At 47.3% G+C, this 22,293-nt stretch carries 18 protein-coding genes; 10 read left to right on the top strand and 8 right to left on the bottom strand.

The annotated features are described in order from the left end of the window. The first annotated feature begins 66 nt into the window (after nucleotides 1-66). The 5 genes from MYF79_RS15160 (at nucleotide 67) to MYF79_RS15180 (ending at nucleotide 7,855) form a co-directional block, all read left to right on the top strand. Nucleotides 67-3,234, top strand: a complete 3,168-nt coding sequence (locus tag MYF79_RS15160; RefSeq protein WP_247814813.1) for a SusC/RagA family TonB-linked outer membrane protein — start codon at nucleotides 67-69, stop codon at nucleotides 3,232-3,234. 20 nt (nucleotides 3,235-3,254) lie between these two features. Next, on the top strand, nucleotides 3,255-5,132 hold the full coding sequence (locus tag MYF79_RS15165) for a RagB/SusD family nutrient uptake outer membrane protein (protein WP_247814814.1): 1,878 nt from the start codon (nucleotides 3,255-3,257) through the stop codon (nucleotides 5,130-5,132). Between the two features lie 18 nt (nucleotides 5,133-5,150). Further along, nucleotides 5,151-5,828: a DUF3823 domain-containing protein gene (locus tag MYF79_RS15170; RefSeq protein WP_247814815.1), complete on the top strand. Its 678-nt coding sequence runs from the start codon at nucleotides 5,151-5,153 to the stop codon at nucleotides 5,826-5,828. 142 nt (nucleotides 5,829-5,970) lie between these two features. Continuing rightward, nucleotides 5,971-7,194 carry a hypothetical protein gene (locus tag MYF79_RS15175; protein ID WP_247814816.1) on the top strand — a complete coding sequence of 408 codons (1,224 nt, stop codon included), beginning with the start codon at nucleotides 5,971-5,973 and terminating at the stop codon, nucleotides 7,192-7,194. Between the two features lie 433 nt (nucleotides 7,195-7,627). Further along, nucleotides 7,628-7,855, top strand: a complete 228-nt coding sequence (locus MYF79_RS15180) for a DUF3820 family protein (protein ID WP_199656071.1) — start codon at nucleotides 7,628-7,630, stop codon at nucleotides 7,853-7,855. 9 nt (nucleotides 7,856-7,864) lie between these two features. Here the strand turns inward: MYF79_RS15180 and fabF are convergent, their stop codons facing one another. Both fabF and MYF79_RS15190 read right to left on the bottom strand, forming a co-directional pair. Continuing rightward, complete coding sequence (gene fabF, locus MYF79_RS15185; protein ID WP_247814817.1) at nucleotides 7,865-9,118, bottom strand: beta-ketoacyl-ACP synthase II; 1,254 nt, start codon at nucleotides 9,116-9,118, stop codon at nucleotides 7,865-7,867. Between the two features lie 108 nt (nucleotides 9,119-9,226). Further along, the gene (locus MYF79_RS15190; protein ID WP_247814818.1) at nucleotides 9,227-9,787 is read right to left on the bottom strand and encodes a TetR/AcrR family transcriptional regulator; all 561 of its coding nucleotides are present in this window, start codon (nucleotides 9,785-9,787) and stop codon (nucleotides 9,227-9,229) included. 88 nt (nucleotides 9,788-9,875) lie between these two features. Between MYF79_RS15190 and MYF79_RS15195 the strand changes: the two genes are divergently transcribed. Beyond that, on the top strand, nucleotides 9,876-10,361 hold the full coding sequence (locus tag MYF79_RS15195; RefSeq protein WP_247814819.1) for a DinB family protein: 486 nt from the start codon (nucleotides 9,876-9,878) through the stop codon (nucleotides 10,359-10,361). Nucleotides 10,362-10,423: 62 nt separating this feature from the next. Here MYF79_RS15195 and MYF79_RS15200 read toward each other — a convergent pair whose 3' ends face one another. Genes MYF79_RS15200 through MYF79_RS15225 form a run of 6 tightly spaced genes read right to left on the bottom strand, consistent with a single transcriptional unit; the run spans nucleotide 10,424 to nucleotide 16,868 of the window. Next, nucleotides 10,424-11,416, bottom strand: coding sequence for an L-histidine N(alpha)-methyltransferase (locus tag MYF79_RS15200; protein ID WP_247814820.1), 993 nt, complete (start codon nucleotides 11,414-11,416; stop codon nucleotides 10,424-10,426). A 29-nt stretch (nucleotides 11,417-11,445) separates the two neighbouring features. Next, nucleotides 11,446-12,597 (bottom strand): ergothioneine biosynthesis protein EgtB, encoded by a 1,152-nt coding sequence (gene egtB, locus MYF79_RS15205; RefSeq protein ID WP_247814821.1) that lies wholly within the window; start codon nucleotides 12,595-12,597, stop codon nucleotides 11,446-11,448. 10 nt (nucleotides 12,598-12,607) lie between these two features. Further along, nucleotides 12,608-14,176 (bottom strand): ABC transporter permease/substrate-binding protein, encoded by a 1,569-nt coding sequence (locus MYF79_RS15210; protein WP_247814822.1) that lies wholly within the window; start codon nucleotides 14,174-14,176, stop codon nucleotides 12,608-12,610. Then, nucleotides 14,151-15,137 (bottom strand): ABC transporter ATP-binding protein, encoded by a 987-nt coding sequence (locus MYF79_RS15215; protein ID WP_247814823.1) that lies wholly within the window; start codon nucleotides 15,135-15,137, stop codon nucleotides 14,151-14,153. The genes MYF79_RS15210 and MYF79_RS15215 overlap by 26 nt, the downstream gene beginning before the upstream one ends. A 45-nt stretch (nucleotides 15,138-15,182) precedes the next feature. After that, nucleotides 15,183-16,565, bottom strand: a complete 1,383-nt coding sequence (locus MYF79_RS15220; protein WP_247814824.1) for a mercuric reductase — start codon at nucleotides 16,563-16,565, stop codon at nucleotides 15,183-15,185. Between the two features lie 21 nt (nucleotides 16,566-16,586). Beyond that, nucleotides 16,587-16,868 (bottom strand): DUF427 domain-containing protein, encoded by a 282-nt coding sequence (locus MYF79_RS15225; protein WP_199656095.1) that lies wholly within the window; start codon nucleotides 16,866-16,868, stop codon nucleotides 16,587-16,589. Between the two features lie 239 nt (nucleotides 16,869-17,107). Here MYF79_RS15225 and MYF79_RS15230 point away from each other — a divergent pair, with 239 nt between their 5' ends. The 4 genes from MYF79_RS15230 (at nucleotide 17,108) to MYF79_RS15245 (ending at nucleotide 22,076) form a co-directional block, all read left to right on the top strand. Beyond that, nucleotides 17,108-19,621, top strand: coding sequence for an XrtN system VIT domain-containing protein (locus MYF79_RS15230; RefSeq protein ID WP_247814825.1), 2,514 nt, complete (start codon nucleotides 17,108-17,110; stop codon nucleotides 19,619-19,621). Then, nucleotides 19,618-20,979, top strand: coding sequence for an exosortase N (gene xrtN, locus MYF79_RS15235; protein WP_247814826.1), 1,362 nt, complete (start codon nucleotides 19,618-19,620; stop codon nucleotides 20,977-20,979). The genes MYF79_RS15230 and xrtN overlap by 4 nt, the downstream gene beginning before the upstream one ends. A gap of 124 nt (nucleotides 20,980-21,103) precedes the next feature. Next, nucleotides 21,104-21,544 carry a GNAT family N-acetyltransferase gene (locus MYF79_RS15240; RefSeq protein ID WP_247814827.1) on the top strand — a complete coding sequence of 147 codons (441 nt, stop codon included), beginning with the start codon at nucleotides 21,104-21,106 and terminating at the stop codon, nucleotides 21,542-21,544. A gap of 103 nt (nucleotides 21,545-21,647) precedes the next feature. Next, on the top strand, nucleotides 21,648-22,076 hold the full coding sequence (locus MYF79_RS15245) for an SRPBCC domain-containing protein (RefSeq protein ID WP_247814828.1): 429 nt from the start codon (nucleotides 21,648-21,650) through the stop codon (nucleotides 22,074-22,076). Nucleotides 22,077-22,293: the final 217 nt, after the last annotated feature.

Below are 22,293 nucleotides of genomic sequence, written 5' to 3' on the forward strand. Positions count from 1 at the left end.
TACTGACCGGTCCGGACCTCTAGTGTACTAAACAAACCTCCGAAAACTGAACTAAAACCCATCGTTATGAAAACGCTGTACGCTTTCTTAGCGCTGCTGCTCTTTGCCCATATCCACGGCTTTGCGCAGCAGACTAACCCGCTCATCTATTCTGGAACAGTAACAGATTCAACAGGTATCCCCATCCCGGGAGCCACCGTCGCAGTAAGGAACAGTAACAAAGGAGTTGTAACAAAGACCGACGGCTCATTCACCATCCAGGCCACGCCCGGCACAACTATCTATGTCAGCATCGTAGGCTTCCAGACAAAGGAAGTGCTGCTTGGTAATCAAACGAAACTACAGGTAACGGTGGCCTCGCAGGCTAGTAACCTGACCGACATCGTAGTAGTGGGCTATGGTACCCAGCGAAAGGCATCGGTAACGGGCGCCGTAAGCACCGTAAAATCGGCCGATCTGGTGCGAACACCTGCTACTACCACTTCCGCCGCTTTGGTGGGAAAAATGCCCGGTATTACGGCCCGCGCCACAGACTCGCGACCAGGTAACGGTACCAATATCCAGATCCGTAACCTCGGCAGCCCGCTTTTCGTCATTGACGGTGTGCCCTATACCGGCAGCACCTCAACAACAGCCTTTGGTTTCACCTCCGGTTCCGGACAAGACATCTTCAACAACCTCGGCCTGGACGATATTGAGAATATCACTATCCTGAAAGATGCTTCGGCCTCCATTTACGGATTGAGGGCCGGTAATGGTGTAGTGCTAGTCACGACCAAGAAAGGCCGCAAGAATGAACAGCCTAACATCAACCTCTCCGGTTATTACGGTTTCCAGAACTTCACCCGTTATCCTTATCCCGCTAACGCCGGACAATACGTACGCGCCCTGCTGGAATCGGAACAGAACCTGGGCCGTGACCCCTCATTGCTCTATACCCCCGATCAACTGGTAAAATGGGAAGCGGGCACAGAGAAGGGATACAAGAGCTACGACTACTATAAGGAAGTACTTCGACCCAATGTGCCACAATATTATCTTAGTGCCAACGCTTCCGGAGGTTCACAACGCTCCAGTTATTACATGTCTGTCAGCCGTCTTAAACAGGATGCCGTGATCAAAGACTACAGCTTTGAACGTACCAACCTGCAGGCAAACCTGGAAAGCAGTCTGGCAAAAGGGCTGAAAGTCGGTACGCAGATCAGTGCCAGGCTGGAAAAGAGACACAACGTGGGCGTGCCGGGACTGGACGACTACTTCAACCCATTCCTGAGCATCTTCAGTATGTGGCCCACCGAAAGTCCGTATGCTAATGATAATCCCAACTACATCAACCAGACACATAACGTGAACGTAAATCCGGTTACCTACCGGGATGATGTCACCGGTTATGTAGACGAATGGTGGAGAGGTATGAACGTCAACCTCAATGCTCAATACGATCTTCCCTTCGGACTAAGTATTAAAGGGATCTACTCCTATAATTTTCTCAACGAGGAATTTGACGGTTTCGAATATACCTGGAACGCTTACAAGTACAACGCTACGACAAACACCTACTACGCAGAGCCCGGCTTCGGTAACCAGAATCCCTGGAGGGAAAGACATAAAAGGAACGTGATCTCCCGCTATGCACAATTTCAGCTGAGCTATGCGCGGAAATTCGGCGATCATAACATCTCCGCGGTAGGTGCATATGAACTGTCCGACTACGATAACTCTTACTATGTAGTACATACTATCCCAACAAACAACTATGTGCCTACGCAATACCTCGTGGAACAGGACTACCTGTCAGATGAATGGTCGCTGGAAGCAAGAGCTGGTTATATCGGCAGGATCAACTACGACTACAGGTCGAAATATCTCTTCGAAGTACTGGGGCGCTATGATGGTTCCTATCTTTATGCCCGTGGTAAGCGTTGGGGCTTCTTCCCGGGTGTATCACTGGGTTGGAGGATCTCTGAAGAGCCATGGTTGAAAAACCGTTTCGGAACGGCGCTGAACGACCTGAAATTAAGAGCCTCTTACGGGGAAACAGGAAGTGAAATAGGTTTTTCAGATGGCAACCCGCCCAGCGCATTCAGCTATCTGGCGGGATACAACTTTAACCAGGGCGGTGCTGTTATGAACGGCAGTTATGTGATCGGTTTGAGGCCCCGCGGATTACCAATAACTGAACTGTCATGGGTAAAGAACAGGTCCATCAACGCAGGTATAGATTTCACCATCTGGAACAATCGCATCAGCGGTCAGTTCGATGTCTTTGAACGCCGCCGCTCAGGCCTGCCCGCTGCACGTTATGACGTACTGCTGCCCAGCGAAGTGGGATATTCATTGCCCAATGCTAACCTGAACGTTGACGCCACACGCGGTATTGAAGGAATGATCGCTTATACCGGACAATCAGGTAAAGTGAATTATTCCCTCGCAGTCAACGCTACCTATGCAAGACTGAGGTCTAAAAGTACCTATAAGCCCCGTTTCGGGAATGCCTGGGATCAGTATCGCAGCTCTATTGAAGACCGCTGGGCAAATGTTACCTGGGGCTATCATGTAATAGGCCGGTTTGAATCAGAGGAACAGATAAAAACCTATGACATTGACAACGATGGCCGGGGAAACCGTACAGAACTTCCAGGCGATTTCCGCTATGAAGATGTGAATGGAGACAAGATCATCAACGGCCTCGACCAACGTCCCATCGGTTATGCGCAGGGCGCCCAGCCTTATGTTAGCTTCGGTATCAACGGCAGCGTGGCATGGAAAGGCTTCACATTGCGTTTTGATTTTGCGGGTGCTACTATGCAGTCATTCCTGCGCGATTGGGAACTGCGTTACCCTTTTCAGAACAACGGTTCATCTCCGGCATATATGCTGACCGACCGCTGGCATAGGGAAGACCCTTACAATCCCGCCAGCAGGTGGATCAGTGGTAAATACCCGGCTATCAGGAAAGATAATACCACACACGTGAACTATGCTGTAAACGATTTCTGGATCACCAATGTACGCTACATCAGGTTGAAGAACCTCGAACTGGGATACAACTTCTCCCGTGATCTGATTAAACGTGTTGGCCTTGCTGCCCTGCGTGTATATGTAAACGGAACCAACCTGTTCTCGCTCGATAATGTGAAGGAATATGAAATTGATCCCGAGATCAGCTCTGCCAACGGATTGGTATACCCGCAGCAACGGCTGTACAACTTTGGTTTTAACGTATCCTTCTAAGACTTTTTAATGCTTATTTTATGAAACGATTATATATGATTTCACTCCTGACCCTGTTACTGGCAGGCTGTATGAAAGACTGGCTGGACAGGGAGCCACGTACCATCTTATCTGACGAACAGGTATGGAATGACCCTAAACAGATCGTGGCATTGCTCGCCAACTTCTACGACAGGATACCGGCAGAAACAGGACTGGGTGATGTGAACGATGGTGCAGACGGACGATTGTTCCAGTGGCGCAATATGGCCGACTATGATGAAGCTATGTGGAGCGGGCAGTCCAACGAAGATGGCCGTAACAACATTGCATCTTATAGCTTTGGCAGATGGTATCTCTGGAACTATACCTATATCCGCGATATCAACCTGGCCCTGGAAAATATTGAGAAATACGGTGTGAGCCTCTCAGATGATGCGAAGAAGCAATATTCCGCAGAACTGCGTTTCCTCCGTGCCCTCAATTATTTTAACCTGGTAAAGAGAATGGGCGGCGTGCCACTGGTCACCAGACAGCTCATATACGACTACTCCGGCAATGTGGCTGACCTGCAACAGGCACGCGCAAAGGAATCGGAGGTCTACGACTTCATAGCTGCTGAAATAGATGCTATCAAAGATCAGCTGGGGAATGCCAGCAGTACTACCCGCGCCAATAAATACACTGCCCTGGCCCTGAAGAGCCGCGCTATGCTGTACGCAGGATCAATCGCGAAGTACAACAGCCTTATGCCGGTGCCCATTGCAACGCCTGGCGGCGAAGTAGGTATACCCGGCAGTATGGCAAATGGTTATTATCAAAAAGCCCTCGATGCGTCCAAAGAAATTATCAACAGTGGTGCTTATACATTGTACAGGAACAACCCTGATCCTGGCGAAAACTTCTTTGAAGCGGTCACTAAAAAGGCATCCAACCGGGAGGTGATCTTTGTGAAAGACTACCTGTTGCCTACCCGTAAACACTGGTTTTCGTACGATAACATCGCCCGTGGTATCAGGGAAGATAACCTGGGATCTTCTTCTGTGGTGCCCTCGCTCAACCTGGTAGAAAGCTTTGAATATAAGGATGGTTCAAATGGTGCGCTGAAAATACGTACGCCCGATAACAGCGATTATATCTACTACGACAAGCTGTCTGATATCTTCGCCAATAAAGATGCACGTTTGTATGGCACTATCATTTATCCCGGCACATCCTTCAAAAGCCTGCCCGTATCCATACAGGCCGGCGTACTGGTATGGAAGAGCGACCGTAACGCATACGATGTGATCGAAGGAAGCGACCTCGGTACCACCTATAGCGACGGTAAATTGCTGACCGGCTCCTCCGGTCCTCACCGCTCTATACAGGAAGTATCGAACACCGGATTTTACCTGAGGAAGTATATAGACCCCAACGATAAGACCAGCACCCGGGGTATTCAAAGTGATGTGTGGTGGGTATGGTTCCGTCTGGGAGAAATATACCTGAATGCAACGGAAGCCGCCTTCGAACTGGGACAGACAGGAGATGCACTGCTTTATATCAATGCGTTGCGCGAACGGGCGGGTTTTGGACCAAACAGTCTTAGCTCGTTAACAATAGACAGGATACGCAACGAGCGCAGGGTAGAACTGGCTTTTGAGGATCACCGCCTGTGGGACCTGAAACGCTGGCGCATCGCAGATAAGGTATGGAATGGCGATGCTTCTAATCCCAATGCAATGATCTATGCCTTGTACCCCTATCGCGTCGTACGTCCCGGCGATCCTGCCCGCGATGGGAAATATGTCTTCGTGAAAATGATAGCACCGCGTTTCAGGGCGCCCCGTTTCTTTCAGCTGGGGAATTATTATACCGCTATCAGCCAGTCGGTACTGAACAATAACCCGAAGATCATCAAGAACCCTTTCCAGTAACGCTTAAACATGCATGATATGAACAAAATATTGCCACTTCCTTTCATCATCATGTTGCTATGCACGATAGCAACCGGATGCAAAAAGGATAACTACGAAAAACCAGGCTCCATCCTTTCCGGTAGGGTGGTCTACAATAAAGAAGCGGTAGGCGTCCGTTCAAACGGCGTGCAACTGGAACTCTGGCAACACGGTTTCCAGTTGTTCACAAAGATCCCGGTGTATATAGCGCAGGACGGTACCTTCTCTGCTTCATTGTTTGACGGGGACTATAAACTGGTCCTGCTCCCAGGCAATGGCCCCTGGGTGAATAACACAGACTCTGTCGATATTACCGTAAATGGAAGTACGACAGTAGAAGTGCCGGTACAGCCTTATTTCATTATCAAAAACGCAAGGGCCACTAAAACCGGAACAACGGTAAATGCTACCTTCACAATTGAAAGGATCAATACCTCCCATACGCTGGAGTCGGCGACACTGTACCTGGGAAAAACGAATATTGCAGATGCGGTCAATAACCTCAAAGCTCAGGTGGTAGGTGCAGATGCGTTAGGAGACATTACAGGCCCTGTTACGATCAGTACGGACATTCCTTCCACCCTGACAGGAGAAACGTTTTTTTTCGCCCGTATAGGCGTTAAAACGGCCGGTGTCGGGGAGCAGATCTATACGCAACCAATTAAAATTGAATAGATAGGACTCATAATCACTCCTGTTAAGCCCGCCAGAAGCGTTTCAACTTTTTGGCGGGCTTTATAATATCCTGTAAACCAATTGAACAAAGCAAGTAGCATCTTTTGGTTTAAAACATTATTTTTATTCAAAATGTAGAAGAATGTACCTGGAAATACTGAAGCAGAACCTACTATCCCGATGGAAACAGGCATTTCACGAGTTTGATCGCTTACAGGAATATAAAACCAATGTCACCTCAGAAAAATATATCCCAGGCTTCCGGTATAACCTTGCAGATTATGGTACACCCGCGTTTCTGCAACCTGAAGAGAAATTATTTCCTGTAGCCACCGTCAGGGAAATCAACGACTATCATTTTTATGGCTTCTCTGCCGACGGATTGCCCTGTTATACTTCCTATGGCAATGCAGTCAGCAATGTATTCTGGCAGGGGTATTATTCCTACGGTAAGGAATGGGTCGAGTATGTGGAATACAATGTCGGTACAAAAATACCATCTTGCATCAAAAGGATCCAGTACGATGAAAACGGACAGAAAGTGGCCTGGCAATCTTTACTGGTGATGGGAAGGGGAGAAGGAGACGCTTATATGGACATGGACACGGAAGAGAAAATGGCCAGTATCATGGATCATGAGCATTCCCTGTTCTGCAACGTTGAAAAATATGAGCTGTCAGCAGGGCGCATTGAGAAAGCCCATTGCCTGAGCATTACACCCGGCGCCGGTGAATCTGAATACGAGAATATCTACAAATACAACAGCACTGGCGAGTTGGATGAGATCAGAACGGTCTATGCCTCCGGAACAAGTAAATTGTCTTATGCCCGGCCGGATGAAAAGCCGAACATACAAATCTTAATGGCTACAGTCGCGGAGAGCATGGCCATAGCCATCACCGATACGCTGGAAGAACATAAAGTAGAAACTCCTTTATCGCTGCTGGAATTGAGTTATCACTATGCAGATGTTTATATTCCTTCCCTGTCGCCCCGCTCAGTAGCTTTTACCAAAAAGATCTCAAAGCAACATCCTGACGAAGACATTTTTGATCTGATCTTCCTCGCTACTGAGCTGGATCATGTATATCTTGACATTGCGGCTGAAAAATTTGAACGTCCCTTTACTCAACTGATGCAGATCATCAGCAAAGAAGAGAAATGGGAAATGGGGAGTATTTTGCTACGTAAGGTGGCGCATATTCTCACGACAGGAAAATTGTTTGGCAGATTACCGGTAGGAGATGAGTTTGCAGCATATGCTGTTGACTGGGGGATGGAAATGGAAGATTTTGAAGATGTACTGCGGGAATGCGGCGTATCGGGGAAAATGATCGGCTCCTGGAAGGAGCGGGGATGGTTATAACGATAGAACATCAGGACAGCACATAGCGCACAAACATAAAAAAGGTTACAGCCACGGGAGGGCTGTAACCAGATTTTCTGAAATAACCACTCTTCTGGGGGGATGTTTAATCAAAAAGTTTACAAAACTGCAAAACGAAAAAACTCATTATCCATACGGGTATAGGAAACATAACAAGATTGACCTCGTTACATGGAAATTCAACATAAATTCAAAAAGTATTGTCTCTAAATTGTCCCTAAAATTCTAAATAGTCCCCAAAATGAATGCTGTTTTTTACAAGCACAGATATAGAATAATTCTAATAATGATGGTACTTACGTAGGAATGGGCTTATACGGATTTAGAGAACAAAAAAAAATGTTAAATTTTTTCAGCACAGGAAATTTCTCATCCTATATTTGTGATGAATCAGATTTAAAATCAACCTATAATGGAATTTGCACAACCGGACAGGGAAATATTCAATCAGCTGGTAACAATGAGAATGCCATATGGTAAATACAAGGATGTATTGCTGTGCGACCTGCCGGTTTCTTACCTGGAATGGTTTCAGCGTAAAGGGTTTCCTGAGGGTAAGCTGGGAATGTTGCTGGCTACGCTGTACGAAATAAAAATGAACGGCCTTACGGGGCTGCTCACTCCCCTGAAAGGGAAATAGTATGTAGTATCACTTCACTTCTCTGAACACCACAATACCATTGTGACCGCCAAAGCCAAAAGTGTTGCTCATTGCTACGCTCACTTTCTTTTGCACCGCATCGCCCAATACGATCTGTAAGCCTGCAGGAATAGCCGGATCAGGGTTGGTGGTATTGATAGTAGGAGGTATGATACCGTTATTGATGCTCAATACAGACGCAATCGCCTCAATAGCACCCGCAGCACCCAGCAGGTGTCCTGTCATGGATTTAGTGGCACTGATAGACAGATGTTTCGGTGCTTCTCCAAACAGTGAACGGATAGCTGCCAGTTCGCTCAGATCTCCTACTGGAGTAGAGGTAGCGTGAGCATTCAGATAATCGACATCCTGCGGAGTGAGTCCTGCGTCTTCCAATGCTCTTTTCATTGCCTGTAGGGCTCCTAATCCTTCAGGATGTGTAGCGGTCATATGATAGGCATCCGCAGTCATAGCAGCGCCTGCTACTTCCGCATAAATATGTGCCCCTCTTGCTACCGCATGTTCATATTCTTCAAGTACCAGCGCAGCGGCGCCTTCTCCCATTACAAAACCGTCCCTTTCGGTATCAAAAGGCCTTGAAGCAGTAGCAGGATCATCATTGCGTGTAGACATTGCTTTCATGGCGCAGAATCCACCCACAGAAGCCTCTGTGATAGGGGCTTCAGAACCTCCTGTAATGATCACTTTTGCCTTACCCAGCCTGATATAGTTCAATGCGTCCATAATCGCAGTATTGGAAGTGGAGCAGGCAGAAACGGTCGTATAATTGATACCCATCAGGCCGAACCTGATAGAGATCATACCGGAGGCCATATTAGCGATGAGCTTAGGTACGAAAAAAGGATTAAAGCGTGGCACATAATTGCCCACTGTATATTCTTTAACCTGTTCCTCGAAGGTCAGCATGCCGCCCTGGCCGGAGCCCCAGATGACGCCACTGTCAAACGGGTCCATTTTAGAAAAATCCAGTCCTGAATCAGTCACGGCCTGTTGTGCAGCGATCAGCGCATATTGAGTAAATGGATCTGTTTTGCGTATATCATTCCGGTCCAGCAATTTCGCCGGATCATAGTCCTTTAGTTCACAGGCAAACTGCGTTCTGAAAGGATCCGGATTGAACTTTGTAATACGTGCAGCTCCGCTCTTACCTGCTACCAGGTTGTTCCAGAAATCAGTTACATTATTACCAATAGGCGTTAATGCGCCCAAACCGGTAATGACTGCTCTTTTTAATGTTTGCATGTAATTTGTTTATTAGCTTATTTGATTATACCTGATTATAATTTTGTTGTATACATTGGTATGTTGTTGGGAGCCATGAAACCGCAACGTATTTCACCCTCCCAACAATCATTTCCCCGCTCCTAAATCCTTCAGCAACTGATGCGTGATCTTGGGAAACACTTTATTCCCCATCACCCTGCTCAACAGCAACGACGCAAGAAGATTAGTTATCACAAGCAAGGCCCTGTCATACGGCTCCCCATCAAAACGGAACAAGCCCTTTTCACGCCCTTTTTCCAGACACGCGCTGGTCCATTTCAAAATCGCCCCCGACAGATCCGTGATCTTTTCCTGTAAGGGCTCCGGCAAGGTATCGTAATCCGGCGACAATGACCCCATCAAACACACCAATCCTTCCTTATGCTTTTTACTGAACGTCTCAAACAGGAACTTCAGCTGCTTATCCTCCGGTTGGTTCGCCAATCTGGCAGTACTTGCCATAAATTGTTGCAGCTCAACATCTATAACCGCTATCCCGAGATCTGTTTTTGTAGGAAAATGATAGTGTATAGCCGCGTTCTTTATCTCCAGGGGATCAGATATATCCTTGTAGCTAAAGGCGTTATACCCCCTTGTCTTGATCAGCTGGTCCGCCAGCGAAACAATTCTTTCTTTAGTATCCTGCATGGCGCAAAGTTACTTACTTGTAAGTAAGTAAGCAAATTATTCCCCCCTGGCATTCTTATTGAGCATAAATTGTCAAAATAAACACAACATGGCTGCAACACACAATAAAGAACTCGTAAAAACTCTGGAACAATTATTAACAGGAGGCCACGCACACGCTACATTCGAGGACGCCGTAAAAGGGCTGCCAGCTGAACTGAGGGGAGTGGTGCCGGAAGGAATGCCTTATAGTATCTGGCAATTGGTAGAACATATCCGCATAACGCAATGGGATATACTGGAATTCTCCCGCGATGCGAAACATCAATCGCCATCATGGCCGGAAGGATACTGGCCCAAAGAAACAGCGCCTGCAAATGAGGCTGACTGGAAAAAATGCCTGGCACAGATCAAAAGTGATCTGAAAGAATTTATTGATCTGCTGAAAGACCCGGATGCCGATCTGTATGCGCCATTCCCGCATGGCGATGGACAGCACCTGCTACGGGAAGCACTGCTGATAGCAGATCATACCAGTTATCATACCGGCGAAATTATCGTGCTCAGAAGATTGCTGGGCGCCTGGAATGTATAAAAACAAGGGAGGCTGCCCCTGATGGAAACATCAGCAGACAGCCTCCTATTTTTTCTCTGGCATTATATGCACAACCACATACAGTCAGCAAACCATCTGCGACTGTCAAAGAAATCAGCAACCGTTTCAAAGCCCGACTGTGTTGCCATCTGTCCGATGGATTCCAGATCGTACTTCTGCGATATCTCCATATATACAGGCTCATGCAGCCCGAAATGGAAAGTATGATCGCCGATCTTTACATCCTGCTCTTCCAGGCTCACAAGATAGCTTTTACAAGCGCCTGTACCCGGATCGTAGGTAGGATAATGATCAAACTTGCTGATATCAAAATTACCGCCCAGCTCCTGGTTAATGCGCTTCAGCAGGTTCAGGTTAAAATCCCTCGTAAAACCAGCTGCATCATTATAGGCATCCAGGATGATCTGCGGATGTTTTTTCAGGTCAAAACCAATGATCACGATGTCGCCCGGCTGCAGGTAATTCCGCAGCTGACGACAGAACTTTCTCGCCTCGGGAGGAGTGAAGTTGCCAATATTACCACCCATGCATAACACGACTTTCGTCTTTCGTGATAATATTCCCGCTTGCTGCAACATGTCGAAATACTCTCCGTGCAGTCCATGCACCTTCAGCGCCGGTAACTGCCTGGGTAATGACCGCTCCAGCTGGGTGATCACATTGCCGGAAATATCCACCGGGTAATATGTAAAATCCTGTCCCGTCTTTAATAATTCCTTCAGCAGGTGAATGGATTTTGTCGCATCTCCCGCACCCAGTTCCACCACATCGAAATGTCTTGTATGAGAGAGGATCGTCTGGCTGATCACAGCAGACTGCTCCCGCAATATTTCCATTTCACAATTGGTCAGATAGTATTCATGGCAACGCATGATCTCCTGGAAAAGACGATCTCCTTCGGCATCATAGAAATACTTGGAATCCAGGTATTTGTTTTTTGCACTGAGCCCGCGGATAACATCCTGGGAGAATATCTCCTGTTGGTCCTGTTTTAAAGGAACTAATACCGTATGCATTACAGAGGTGGTGGCCATAATGTAATTATTAGTGTAATAGAATAAATTTATTTCGCCAGTCTGATACCGGTAAACTGCCATCTCAGTGAAGGATGGAAGAAATTACGATAGGTAAGACGGCTGTGATTGGGCGGTGTTACTTCTGAACCTCCGCGCAGCACCATCTGGCTGACCATGAATTTACCGTTGTATTCCCCGATGGCGCCTGGTGCTTTGGTAAAGCCCGGGTACGGAAGGTAAGCACTCTCGGTCCATTCCCAGCGTTGTCCCCACGACAGTTTGGGCGCTGCAGCTTCCCATTCAAATTCAGTCGGAAGACGCATGCCTTTCCACGAAGCATACGCAGTAGCTTCATAGTAACTGATATGACATAAGGGATCATCGCCAGCCACAGGTTGCAATCCCTGCCAGGTATAATGCTGCCACTGGCCATCTACAAAATGCCAGTATAAGGGTGCTTTCACCTGCTCTCTTTTCACCCAATCCCAGCCCTCTGCATGCCAGTGCCGGAAATCGCTGTAACCGCCGGCTTCCATGAATTCCAGGTATTCCGCATTGGAGACTAGCCGTGTGCTGATCTGGTAATCCTGCAGGTAAACAGTATGTCTGCCTAGTTCATTGTCGAAACAAAATCCGTCGCCCTTATAACCGATCTCATACAGTCCCGCCGGCATCTGCAGGAAAGGCTGTTCGGTAGCCGGTGCTGTATAGCTGGTAACTGCTGTATCGGAATATGCCGGCATCAGGGGATTGTGCCCCAGTATGTACTTGATATCCGTATATAATAATTCCTGGTGCTGTTCTTCATGGTTCAGTCCTAAGACGATCAGGGCACGTATTTCATCGCTTAACGCTGTGTCAAGGAAAGACTGCATGGCTTTGTCAACGTGCTCACGGTAACGCATAATGTCTTCAACCGCAGGGCGGCTTAAGTTGCCCCTGTCCGTGCGGATCACACGGGCGCCAACCGTTTCGTAATAACTATTGAATACGAAATTGTAGTTGGGATCAAATTCTTTATAACCGGGAAAATGTGGTTTTAAGAGAAATGTTTCGAAGAACCAGGTGGTGTGTCCGAGGTGCCATTTCGGCGGACTAACGTCCACGACAGGCTGCACTACATAGTCTTCCGTTTTCAAAGGTGCGCAGATATGCATGGATCTTTTCCGCACGGTGTTAAAATCATTTTTCAATTGCATATACTGGTGGTTAGTGATGCAGTAAATATTCCTTTAAGTCTGATATAGAGGTAATATGCAGATCTGCTGCCTGTTGCCTGCGCATCATCAGTGCATATGTGTTATTAAACCCTATAGGGGGCAGCCACCTGATGTGGTACCTTTGCATAAATTCTTCCGAAACATAGTCAAATACTTTTTGTTTGTCGCTGATCAATGTCTCAACGACGGACTTGTCTGCCTGCAGGATGACCAGTAAACCGGTGCCGGAATATTCCGGGTAAAGATCTATCTGACCATTGGTAAGCGCTTCAAAACATATTTTAGTGCCTCCCAGCCCTGTCCTGGTGATGGCTTCCAGTTCTGTGTACCCGTTCACCAGTAGTTTGTACATATTGGCAAGGATATAACCATCCCCGAATATCTTAGCGCCGATTACTACAGTACCCTTATTACCATGTTTCGCTGGCTGTAATAAACCTTTAGCTTTTAAAAATGCACTCGCTACAGCTGCCGGATCCTGTTTCAGGTGATCGACCCTGTAGTTCAGCTCAGTCATTACACTATCATTAATTATACCAGATAGTTTATTCAGCGCAGGAGCCAGTTCCGGGTACTTATCAAGCGTTTCCTGGCGCACGATCGGCGCTGCATAATAGGGTGGGAAAATATGTTTGTCGTCTGTAAGTGCCTGAAGGTCAAATGCTTTCACCCTGCCATCTGTCGTACTGCCACTAATGACATCCAGGGTCTTTTCATAGGCCGCTTTGTACATGATCATGTCACTGATCACAACCGTGCGCATGTTCAGCCCATATACCTGTTTCAGTCCCAGGTTGCCATCTTTCCGGCCCATGAATTCCGGGGTGAATCCCGCTACCAGGCTGCTTCCATAGGCCGCCGGCAACAGGTAAAAAGAAGAGAGTACTACCAGCAGGAAGGGTAGGAGGTACAGTGCCGTTTTGACCTTTCCCGTTTTTAGTTTTTGGAGACGGGCTATAGCCCAGTCAAAGAGGATAGCCAGCAAGGCTGCCGGAATGGCACCTGCCAGTATCATATTGGTATTGTTGAGGGCAATACCTCCAAAAATGAATTCGCCCAGTCCTCCGGCAGCTATATACGCTGCCAGCGTGGCCACTCCCACATTGATAACGGTGGCTGTTCTGACGCCGGCCAGTAATACCGGCATGGCCAATGGCAATTGTACCTTGTAAAGCAACTGCCTTTTGCTCATTCCCATTCCTGTAGCCGCATCGACAACGACCGGATCGACCTGGAGAATACCGGTATAGGTATTCCTGATAATGGGCAGCAAGGCATACAGGAATAAAGCCACAATCGCTGGCTTGGCGCCTATGCCGAGCAGGGGTATCATAAACCCCAACAAGGCAATGCTTGGAATGGTCTGCAACACGCCCGCAATACCGAGTACGATACCTGCCAGCTTTTTCTGCCGGGTAATGAGAATGCCTAGCGGCACGCCTATGATCACTGCAATGAAAAGAGAAATAAATGTAAGCCCGATATGTTGCAAGGTTTGCTCCAGCAGTTTGCCGGCCTGTTGTTGCACAAATTCAGGAAAGCCTGCTTGATCTTCCATGTCCGCTGACAGTTTGCTTGTATTGAGTAAAGGCCTGCATCAATTCGCTGGTGTCAACGCGAACGAGCTTATCTTCAAATGCGATGCTAACGGGAGCAGACAGCGTAGTCATCTGCTGGAGCGCATTCCAGCAGGAATCTTCTCCCTTCAGTACCGGTATATGGTCTTCCGTTGGTGCAGCGTTATTGAGCCATTGGCTGATGTCTGCCAGCCGGAGTGCATTGAGCTCAAGTAAAAAACGTTGTTCCCGGAAGAAGCTGCTGACGAAATCATTTGCCGGCTTGAACAATAGTTCTGCCGGCGTACCGGTTTGTTGAATGGCGCCCTTGTCCATAAGGCAGATGCGGTTGCCGAGTTCAAATGCTTCCTGTACATCATGTGTCACCATGATCACCGTTTTGTTGTGGATCTCATCCAGTGATCTGAATTCTCTTCTCACACTGGTTCGTGTTACAGGATCGAGTGCCCCGAATGGCTCGTCCATCAATAACACCGGCGGATCGGCGGCCAATGCCCTTGCCAGTCCCACGCGCTGCTGTTGTCCGCCGCTCAGTTGCTGCGGGTATACATGATAATGATCCGCAACAGACAGGTGCAGCTTTTCCATCAGCGTCCGTGTCCGCTCTTCTATACGTTTTTTATCCCATTTGAGTAAAGCAGGGACAATACCGATGTTTTCTGCCACTGTATAGTGCGGGAACAAGCCGTTATCCTGCAGCACGTACCCGATATTCCGTCGTAGTGATTCAATTTGTTGTGTATTTACCGATTCTCCATTCACAGAGATCTGCCCACTGTCCGGCGTAAGCAGCCGGTTGATCATGCGCAGTGTCGTAGTCTTTCCGCTACCGCTCGTGCCCAGCAACACCAGTGTCTCCCCTTTGTTCACTTCAAAGGAAACATCCCTGACAGCCGGTTTGCCGTTATGGAAAGATTTGTTGACATGTTCAAGTTTTATCATGGTTGGGATTCATTGAGGATTTTAATCCGCATTTTGCGGAGCTGGCTACTTATCCAGTGTCATAAATAAATTGTTGATAGATTCTGCATATAACGGATGCGCAAAGATCATTTCTTTTAACTGTGTGACAGTCAGGCCTCCCAGCATGGCCATCTGTAACGTCGACATCACTTCTCCGCCTTCCGGCCCCAAGATAGCAACTCCCAGTAATTTATCCGTATTTGTATCTATCACTGCTTTCATAAATCCCTGGGTATTGCCTGTTTCAATTGCCCTCGCTACCCTCGTCATATCAAGACAGGCCACCTTCACCCTATATCCTGCGGCTTTCGCCTCTTTCTCTGTAAGCCCTACACGACCCAGTTGAGGGTCGGTGAACATGCAATAGGGAATGGGCCTGTCCTTAATGGAAACATTCTCCATATGGATCAGGTTTTTATACAGTACCAGGTGGTCGTTATATGAAATGTGCGTGAATGCGGGACCGCCTTTTACATCCCCCAATACATAGATGCCGGGAACATTTGTCTCCAGCTTATCATTCGCAGGTATGTATCCTCTTTCATCGAGAAGCAGGCCTGTTTTTTCAGGCTGCAGGGACTTCGACTGAGGGGTACGTCCTGCTGCCACCAGCAGATGAGAGCCTGTTATGGCATGTGTTTCTCCGTTGGAAGTGAGCTGTATTCTTATCACATCGCCGGTTTGTTCTACTTTCTGTACATTGGCACTACCATAGATGTTGACCCCTGAACTTTCCATGACCTTCTTTACAGCTACCGCTACATCCTCATCTTCATGTTGCAGCAATTGCTTGTTTTTGTCAATGATCGTTACCTGGCAACCCAGCCTGCGGAATAACTGGCCAAATTCCAGTCCTACATAACCACTGCCCAGCACTATAAGATGCGTAGGTAGCCTGGTCAGTTCCATGATGCTTGTATTCGTGAGATAGTTGACCGTGTCAAGACCGGGAATAGGAGGGATACTTGGTAAGGTACCCGTATTGATAAATATATGATCGGCAGCGATCTCTTCCTGGCCGCCGTCTTTGAGTTTCACAGACAAAGTCTTCTGGCCGCTGAATACGGCCTCTCCATAGATAATTGACAGGCCCTGTGTCTTTTCCATGCCTTTGGTAGCACCCTGCCGGAACGACTGTACCACCTCATTTTTCCTGGCAAGGATCTTCTCAAGGTCTATCTTGTAGTCGCTGACCGTAATACCCCATTGCTGGCTGTTAGCAATGATGTGGGCTGCGGCTCCGCAGGCGATCATTGATTTTGTGGGAGTGCAGCCATCATTGATACAGGTACCGCCGATCCATCTTTTCTCTACGATGGCAGTCTGCCAGCCGGCTTTGGCCAGCTTTTTTGCCAACGGAACACCACCCTGGCCGGAGCCAATGACAATTGCATCAAATTTCCTCATAACTGAACGTTTACAGGTTTTCTATTTTACTATCTCTACTCCTTTCCAGAAGGCAACATAGCCTTTGATGTTCTCCGCCGCTTTCATGGGATCCGGGTAATACCAGGCGGCATCTCTGTTTATCTTGCCTTTAATGTTAACATCATAGTAGGAGGCTTCTCCTTTCCATGGGCAGAAAGTATGTGTCTTTGAGGGGCTCAGCAGGTCCGTTTTAATTGATGATGGAGGAAAGTAATGATTGTTCTCGACTACTACAGTACTATCGCTTTCCGCAATGACCTCATTCTGCCAGATTGCTTTCATCTTGTTGTCGTTTAAAGTGTTAATAGTTGCAAGACCAAATATTATACCCGGGAAGGTATATCGCGATGTCAGAAGGTAGCACTTTTTTTTGAAATGGAATTTGTATGAATCATTTTCTTTTACTTACTTTGTATCTCAAAGTGACAGTTAAATTTGCAAACGGGCTACAGCCTGTTTTTTTAGCTCTTCATTCTTTGAAATTCAAAGTACTTTATTTTATGAGTAGACAAACTATACCTTTGAAAATTATAAGAAAGCGTTTTAAGGATAAGATCTATTGCACAGGATTAATTCTCCTGCTTATTACGCTGATTATCTACCTTATTCCCAACCAGCTGTCAAGACAGGAGACGCTTACCTGGTTCTTTCTGAATCATACCATTACAGTAGGCTACTTCCTGAGCCTGTGGTTCAGCGGCCGCCTGCGGCGGGGGCGGGAAGGATTACATCCCTTTTTTCTTTTCCTGTTGATGTTCCTGATCAGCGCATATGCTCTGAACCGTTTCTTCCCCGTCTTCGAAGCATCTGCTACCTGGTTTGCCGTGACAATCATCCTTTGTTCCCTTAACTACATAGCTTTTGCCTTTATTCGTGTTGCACCGGTTCCCGTCCGAATGGTGATGTTTTTCCTGTTAGGGATGTCGCTCTGTTGTTACCTGTACATGACAATTTATGTCTTACCTGTTACCGTGCTTGGGCTGCTGGCTTTCTTTTTCTTTGGAATTTCCCTGCATGCGCTGGTGCCCCTCCTGTTCTTTTTATATTCGATCCGCTTGTTTCGCCGTAGCCACGCCAGACAAAGGCCATATAAACTGGCCTTCTGGTCAGGGATTGGTATAACGGTACTGATCGTACTGGTATACACGGTGCTATGGAGAATGAATGTAGTGCAGATGAGTCGCGAATATAACCGCTGGAGCCATCAGATGAGCGACACCTATTTACCTGCCTGGCTACACGTTGCTGCTCATATTACACCTAACCCTATTACGGAGAAAGCCCTTAAGGCGGAAATGGTATATACTACCGCCAACAACTGGGAGCGCAATTTTTTAAATTTCGGTTCTTCATTTAACTGGGACGAAACCAGGAAACACGATCCCCTTGTCATGATCGCATCAACATTGTGCGGCTTTAGCGGAATGGCTGACGAAGATCGTATCCATATCCTGAAAGCTCTCTACGATTCCCGCTACCAGGCGGAAGAACGATTATGGTCCGGAGATGACCTGCAGACCACACATGTACAGACCTCCGCCCGTATCTGGCCGCGCCTGAGAGTGGCGTATACTGAAAAAACAGTGAGTGTAAAGAACAGCCTTGCCACAATGTGGGCCAATAGCGAGGAGGCTATTTACATCTTTCACCTTCCCGAAGGTGCTGTGGTATCGTCATTATCCCTCTGGATCAATGGTAAAGAGGAAAAAGGTATCCTCACTACAAAGGCAAAGGCAGACAGTGCATACAGGACCATTGTAGGGGTGGAAAACCGCGATCCCTCAGTGGTGCACTGGCAGGAAGGGAACACCATTACGGTGAGGGTATTTCCTGTGATGAGTAATGAGGAACGCCAGTTCAAACTGGGCATTACCTCGCCGCTTTCCCTGGAACACCGAGCATTGGTATACCGCAATATTTATTTCGATGGTCCTTCTACGGCCGGCACCGGCGAAGATGTGGATATTTCATTTGAAACGCCACCGGCTGACCTTCAGCGTTCTGGTATGTTCAGTAAGGGGAAAGATGGTCACCTTGTCGCTTCCGGCTCATACCGCGCTGACTGGCAGGTGTCGTTTAAAGACGAGGGACTGGTACATCAACTTTTCAGTGCTAATGACAAGGTATTTTCAGTAGCCCCATATAGAAAAGAACTGGCTGCCGCCGAAATCTCAGATGTTTACCTGGACATCAATAATACCTGGAGTAAACAGGAATATAATAGCCTGCTGGCATTGCTGGGTCACAAACGTATCTGGGTAAACGTTGACGAGATGATGGAGCAGGTAACAGATGGCAACAGATCTGATCTGTTTGAGCAGGCTGCCAAAAGCAGGTTTAGCCTGTTCCCTTTCTTTCAGATCTCTGAGCCCGCTACTGCAATGGTCATTACCAAAGGAATTGTGAATTCTCCTTCAGTTGATGACCTGGAAAACTCCCGCTTCATGCAGGAGCTGAAACAATGGCTGGCGGGCGGTCAGCATGTTATGTTGTACAACCTGGGCGGGGAACTTTCTCCTTATCTGCGTACGCTCAAGGAATGCCGGACTTTCCGCTATGATCAGGGAGATATGGCTACATTGAAGGAGCTGTTGGACGCCCGCCGTTTTCCTGCCAGTATTGAAAACGACCAGCGTATAGTGATCGAAGATGCGGGTATGATTATTAACGAGACACCCGGAACCGAAGTATCTACTGCTCCCGATCACCTGCAGCGCCTGTTCGCGTACAATCACATCATGCGGGCCATGGGACCACGTTTGTTGACGCGGGGAGAGGAGAGCGATACACTGGTAGCAGAAGCAGCAGCGTCTTACATTGTGACACCCTTATCCAGCCTGGTAGTGCTCGAGAAGCAGGCAGATTACGATCGCTTTAATATAAAGGATAGTAACAACAGTCTTAAAAATGCATCGCTGAAAGGTAAGGGCGCCGTACCTGAACCGCATGAATGGGCGTTGATAGTGATCGGACTTTTATTGATCGCATATTTAAAGTTCAGGCCTGTATTATTCAAACATAGCGTTAAAATATGAGCAAGGGGATCTTTTCAATGATAGTGGGCATATTACGTGCCGGCAGGTGTTGGCCGCTCATTACCGTCGTTTTTTATGGGCTTGTCTTGCTCGTCGGTTTGCATGATTACCTGGTATGGGATACGATAAAAGTGATCCTCGGTGCAGCAGCACTGTTTTTCGCCGCATCATTCAATACCAGTGAGCGGGGCAGTACACGTTACTTTTTCATAGCGTTGTTGTTCCTGCTGTTATATCTGCTGGTGCCGGCTAAAACATTCTTATGTATCTCCTGCTTGTGTGGTTGCCTGTTCATGATCGAAACCTTCTACGGGCGTATAAATTTCCTGCCGGTAATAGTACTGGTGATGATGACTCCCTTATTTGAATATGGCATGAATATTTTCAGTTTTCCTATACGCCTGGCGTTAACTGCCTGGGCAGGGGACATCATCGGTATAACAGGGCAGGAGGTAGGTGTACAGGGAAATATGATCACCTGTAACGGCAATGAGTTTTCTGTAGATCCTGCCTGCATGGGCTTACAGATGATGGTAACAGCTTCATTGTGCGCGATGATCCTGATCGGCTTTTATCAGCAGCAATATAAAAAAGTACTGCGTGTATGGCAGGTGTTGACCATCTTAGGCGCTATGGTACTGATGAACGTAGCATCCAATCTTTTGCGTGTCATCTTCCTTGTATGCTTCAATATCATGCCCGGCACAGCGATGCACGATATAACAGGCATCATCTGCCTGGTGCTATATGTGATCATACCGCTGTTGTTCCTGTCCTGGTGGATCGTATGTAAATACGGTCAACCGTTGCAGACGCACAGAAAGCGTTATGTGCTTCGCTCCGCCTTAAAGCTGTCCCTGTTCAATATATCATTGCCTGCGGGCCTGCTGATTGTATTTATCATCAATACACCGAGAGACATACAGCAGCAGGTGTTATCACATGTGCCAGCCATGCAGGGGTATGCCGTACAATCATTGCCTGGCAATATTATCAGGTTAAAGAATGATAGCCTGCTGGTATACATTAAACATATTCCCGCCAGCTATTATACAGATCATCACCCCATGATCTGCTGGAAAGGCAGCGGATATGAGTTTTACAAAGTAGAGGAGAAACGTATGGGGGGACACACCATATATACCGCACTGCTGCAACAGCAAAAAGATAAACTGTATACAGCCTGGTGGTATGATAATGGGTTAGTATCAACAAGCAGCCAGTTACAATGGCGATGGGATGTGCTCACGGGAGCGCATCCCTATTCCCTCGTGAATGTTACCGCCAGCTCCGAACGGGAGCTCCGGCTGGCAGTAGATGAAATACTGCATAAGAGAAGCCTGTCAGTTTATTTGTAAATAACATTATTTCAGTTGATGATCCTGCTTTATTATATATGTGCGACTTCGCATATAGACGACAAATTCTTATTTCTTCCGCTGATAGATTTAATTTTGCGGGGACCTGACACAAATACGAAATATGCACACAGAGAAGCTCGTCGCCCGAATAATAGCCTGTCCCGGACCCGACTACGACCAGGAAATTAAACTCAGAAATGAGGTACTTCGTAAACCCCTCGGTCTGGACCTGCTCACTGAAGATCTGAGCAGGGAAGTGAATGATATACATATTGGCCTGTTCCGTGGCCGGGAATTGATCGGGACCCTGATCCTGACACCCGGGCAGGGATATGTTAAAATGCGACAGGTGGCCGTAGCTGAAAATGCCAGGGGCAGCAATGCCGGTACCCAAATGGTGCAGTTCAGCGAGGAAGTGGCCCGGGAGAAGGGTTTCTCCCGCATCGAGCTGAATGCCCGCCTGGAAGCAGTCAGATTCTACCTGAAAAATGGTTATACTACCGAGGGCAACCAGTTTACCGAAGTGGGCATTCCTCATTTCAAAATGGTAAAGGAGTTGTAGCCGGACGCACAAAAATAATTTCTGTAACCAAAAGGTTTCCTTTATATTTGTAACCGATCGGTTATATAATAACCTGTTCCCCTAACATTTTAAATTATTCAGTATGAAAAGCGAACCGTTTGTAATCGAAAGAACATATGATGCGCCGGTAAAAAAGGTCTGGGATGCTATTAGCAATAAAGACCAGATGAAACAATGGTATTTTGACATCCCTGCGTTCAGCGCAGAGATAGGAGCAGAATTTGAGTTTACGGGCGGCGACCCCAAGGGGCAGCAGTTCCGGCACCTTTGCAAGGTTACTGAAGTGGAACCGGATCGTAAACTTACATATAGCTGGCGCTATGATGGATACGAGGGGAATTCATTTGTGACCTTCGAGCTGTTTCCCGAGGGCGATAAGACACGTTTGAAGTTGACGCATGCAGGACTGGAAACTTTCCCTGCTATTCCAAGCTTCGCAAAAGAGAATTTTGTTATGGGTTGGACGGAACTGATAGGTACTTCACTGAAAAAGTTTGTAGAGAAAGCATAAAAACTCATAATATAAGCCTATACGGGATACCGGTATTTTATAACATACCTGTGTCCCGTATTTATTTTACCTGATGCCCTGAGATGTCAACTGGCAAAGAATTTATGTAAACAGCCCCTTCAATACCTCATCCCTTTATCATCGAATGATCTGCCACGAAAGGGGGATCTTTCTTCGTTTACTCACAGACACGGAAATTTACGTATCTTCATAACAC

Source organism: Chitinophaga filiformis (assembly GCF_023100805.1).
Lineage (GTDB): Bacteria > Bacteroidota > Bacteroidia > Chitinophagales > Chitinophagaceae > Chitinophaga > Chitinophaga filiformis_B.

Coding starts and splice junctions, on each gene's coding strand:
- MYF79_RS15160 (WP_247814813.1), top strand. CDS start 67: ATGAAAACGCTGTACGCTTTCTTAGCGCTGCTGCTCTTTGCCCATATC.
- MYF79_RS15165 (WP_247814814.1), top strand. CDS start 3,255: ATGAAACGATTATATATGATTTCACTCCTGACCCTGTTACTGGCAGGC.
- MYF79_RS15170 (WP_247814815.1), top strand. CDS start 5,151: ATGAACAAAATATTGCCACTTCCTTTCATCATCATGTTGCTATGCACG.
- MYF79_RS15175 (WP_247814816.1), top strand. CDS start 5,971: ATGTACCTGGAAATACTGAAGCAGAACCTACTATCCCGATGGAAACAG.
- MYF79_RS15180 (WP_199656071.1), top strand. CDS start 7,628: ATGGAATTTGCACAACCGGACAGGGAAATATTCAATCAGCTGGTAACA.
- fabF (WP_247814817.1), bottom strand. CDS start 9,118: ATGCAAACATTAAAAAGAGCAGTCATTACCGGTTTGGGCGCATTAACG.
- MYF79_RS15190 (WP_247814818.1), bottom strand. CDS start 9,787: ATGCAGGATACTAAAGAAAGAATTGTTTCGCTGGCGGACCAGCTGATC.
- MYF79_RS15195 (WP_247814819.1), top strand. CDS start 9,876: ATGGCTGCAACACACAATAAAGAACTCGTAAAAACTCTGGAACAATTA.
- MYF79_RS15200 (WP_247814820.1), bottom strand. CDS start 11,416: ATGGCCACCACCTCTGTAATGCATACGGTATTAGTTCCTTTAAAACAG.
- egtB (WP_247814821.1), bottom strand. CDS start 12,597: ATGCAATTGAAAAATGATTTTAACACCGTGCGGAAAAGATCCATGCAT.
- MYF79_RS15210 (WP_247814822.1), bottom strand. CDS start 14,176: ATGGAAGATCAAGCAGGCTTTCCTGAATTTGTGCAACAACAGGCCGGC.
- MYF79_RS15215 (WP_247814823.1), bottom strand. CDS start 15,137: ATGATAAAACTTGAACATGTCAACAAATCTTTCCATAACGGCAAACCG.
- MYF79_RS15220 (WP_247814824.1), bottom strand. CDS start 16,565: ATGAGGAAATTTGATGCAATTGTCATTGGCTCCGGCCAGGGTGGTGTT.
- MYF79_RS15225 (WP_199656095.1), bottom strand. CDS start 16,868: ATGAAAGCAATCTGGCAGAATGAGGTCATTGCGGAAAGCGATAGTACT.
- xrtN (WP_247814826.1), top strand. CDS start 19,618: ATGAGCAAGGGGATCTTTTCAATGATAGTGGGCATATTACGTGCCGGC.
- MYF79_RS15240 (WP_247814827.1), top strand. CDS start 21,104: ATGCACACAGAGAAGCTCGTCGCCCGAATAATAGCCTGTCCCGGACCC.
- MYF79_RS15245 (WP_247814828.1), top strand. CDS start 21,648: ATGAAAAGCGAACCGTTTGTAATCGAAAGAACATATGATGCGCCGGTA.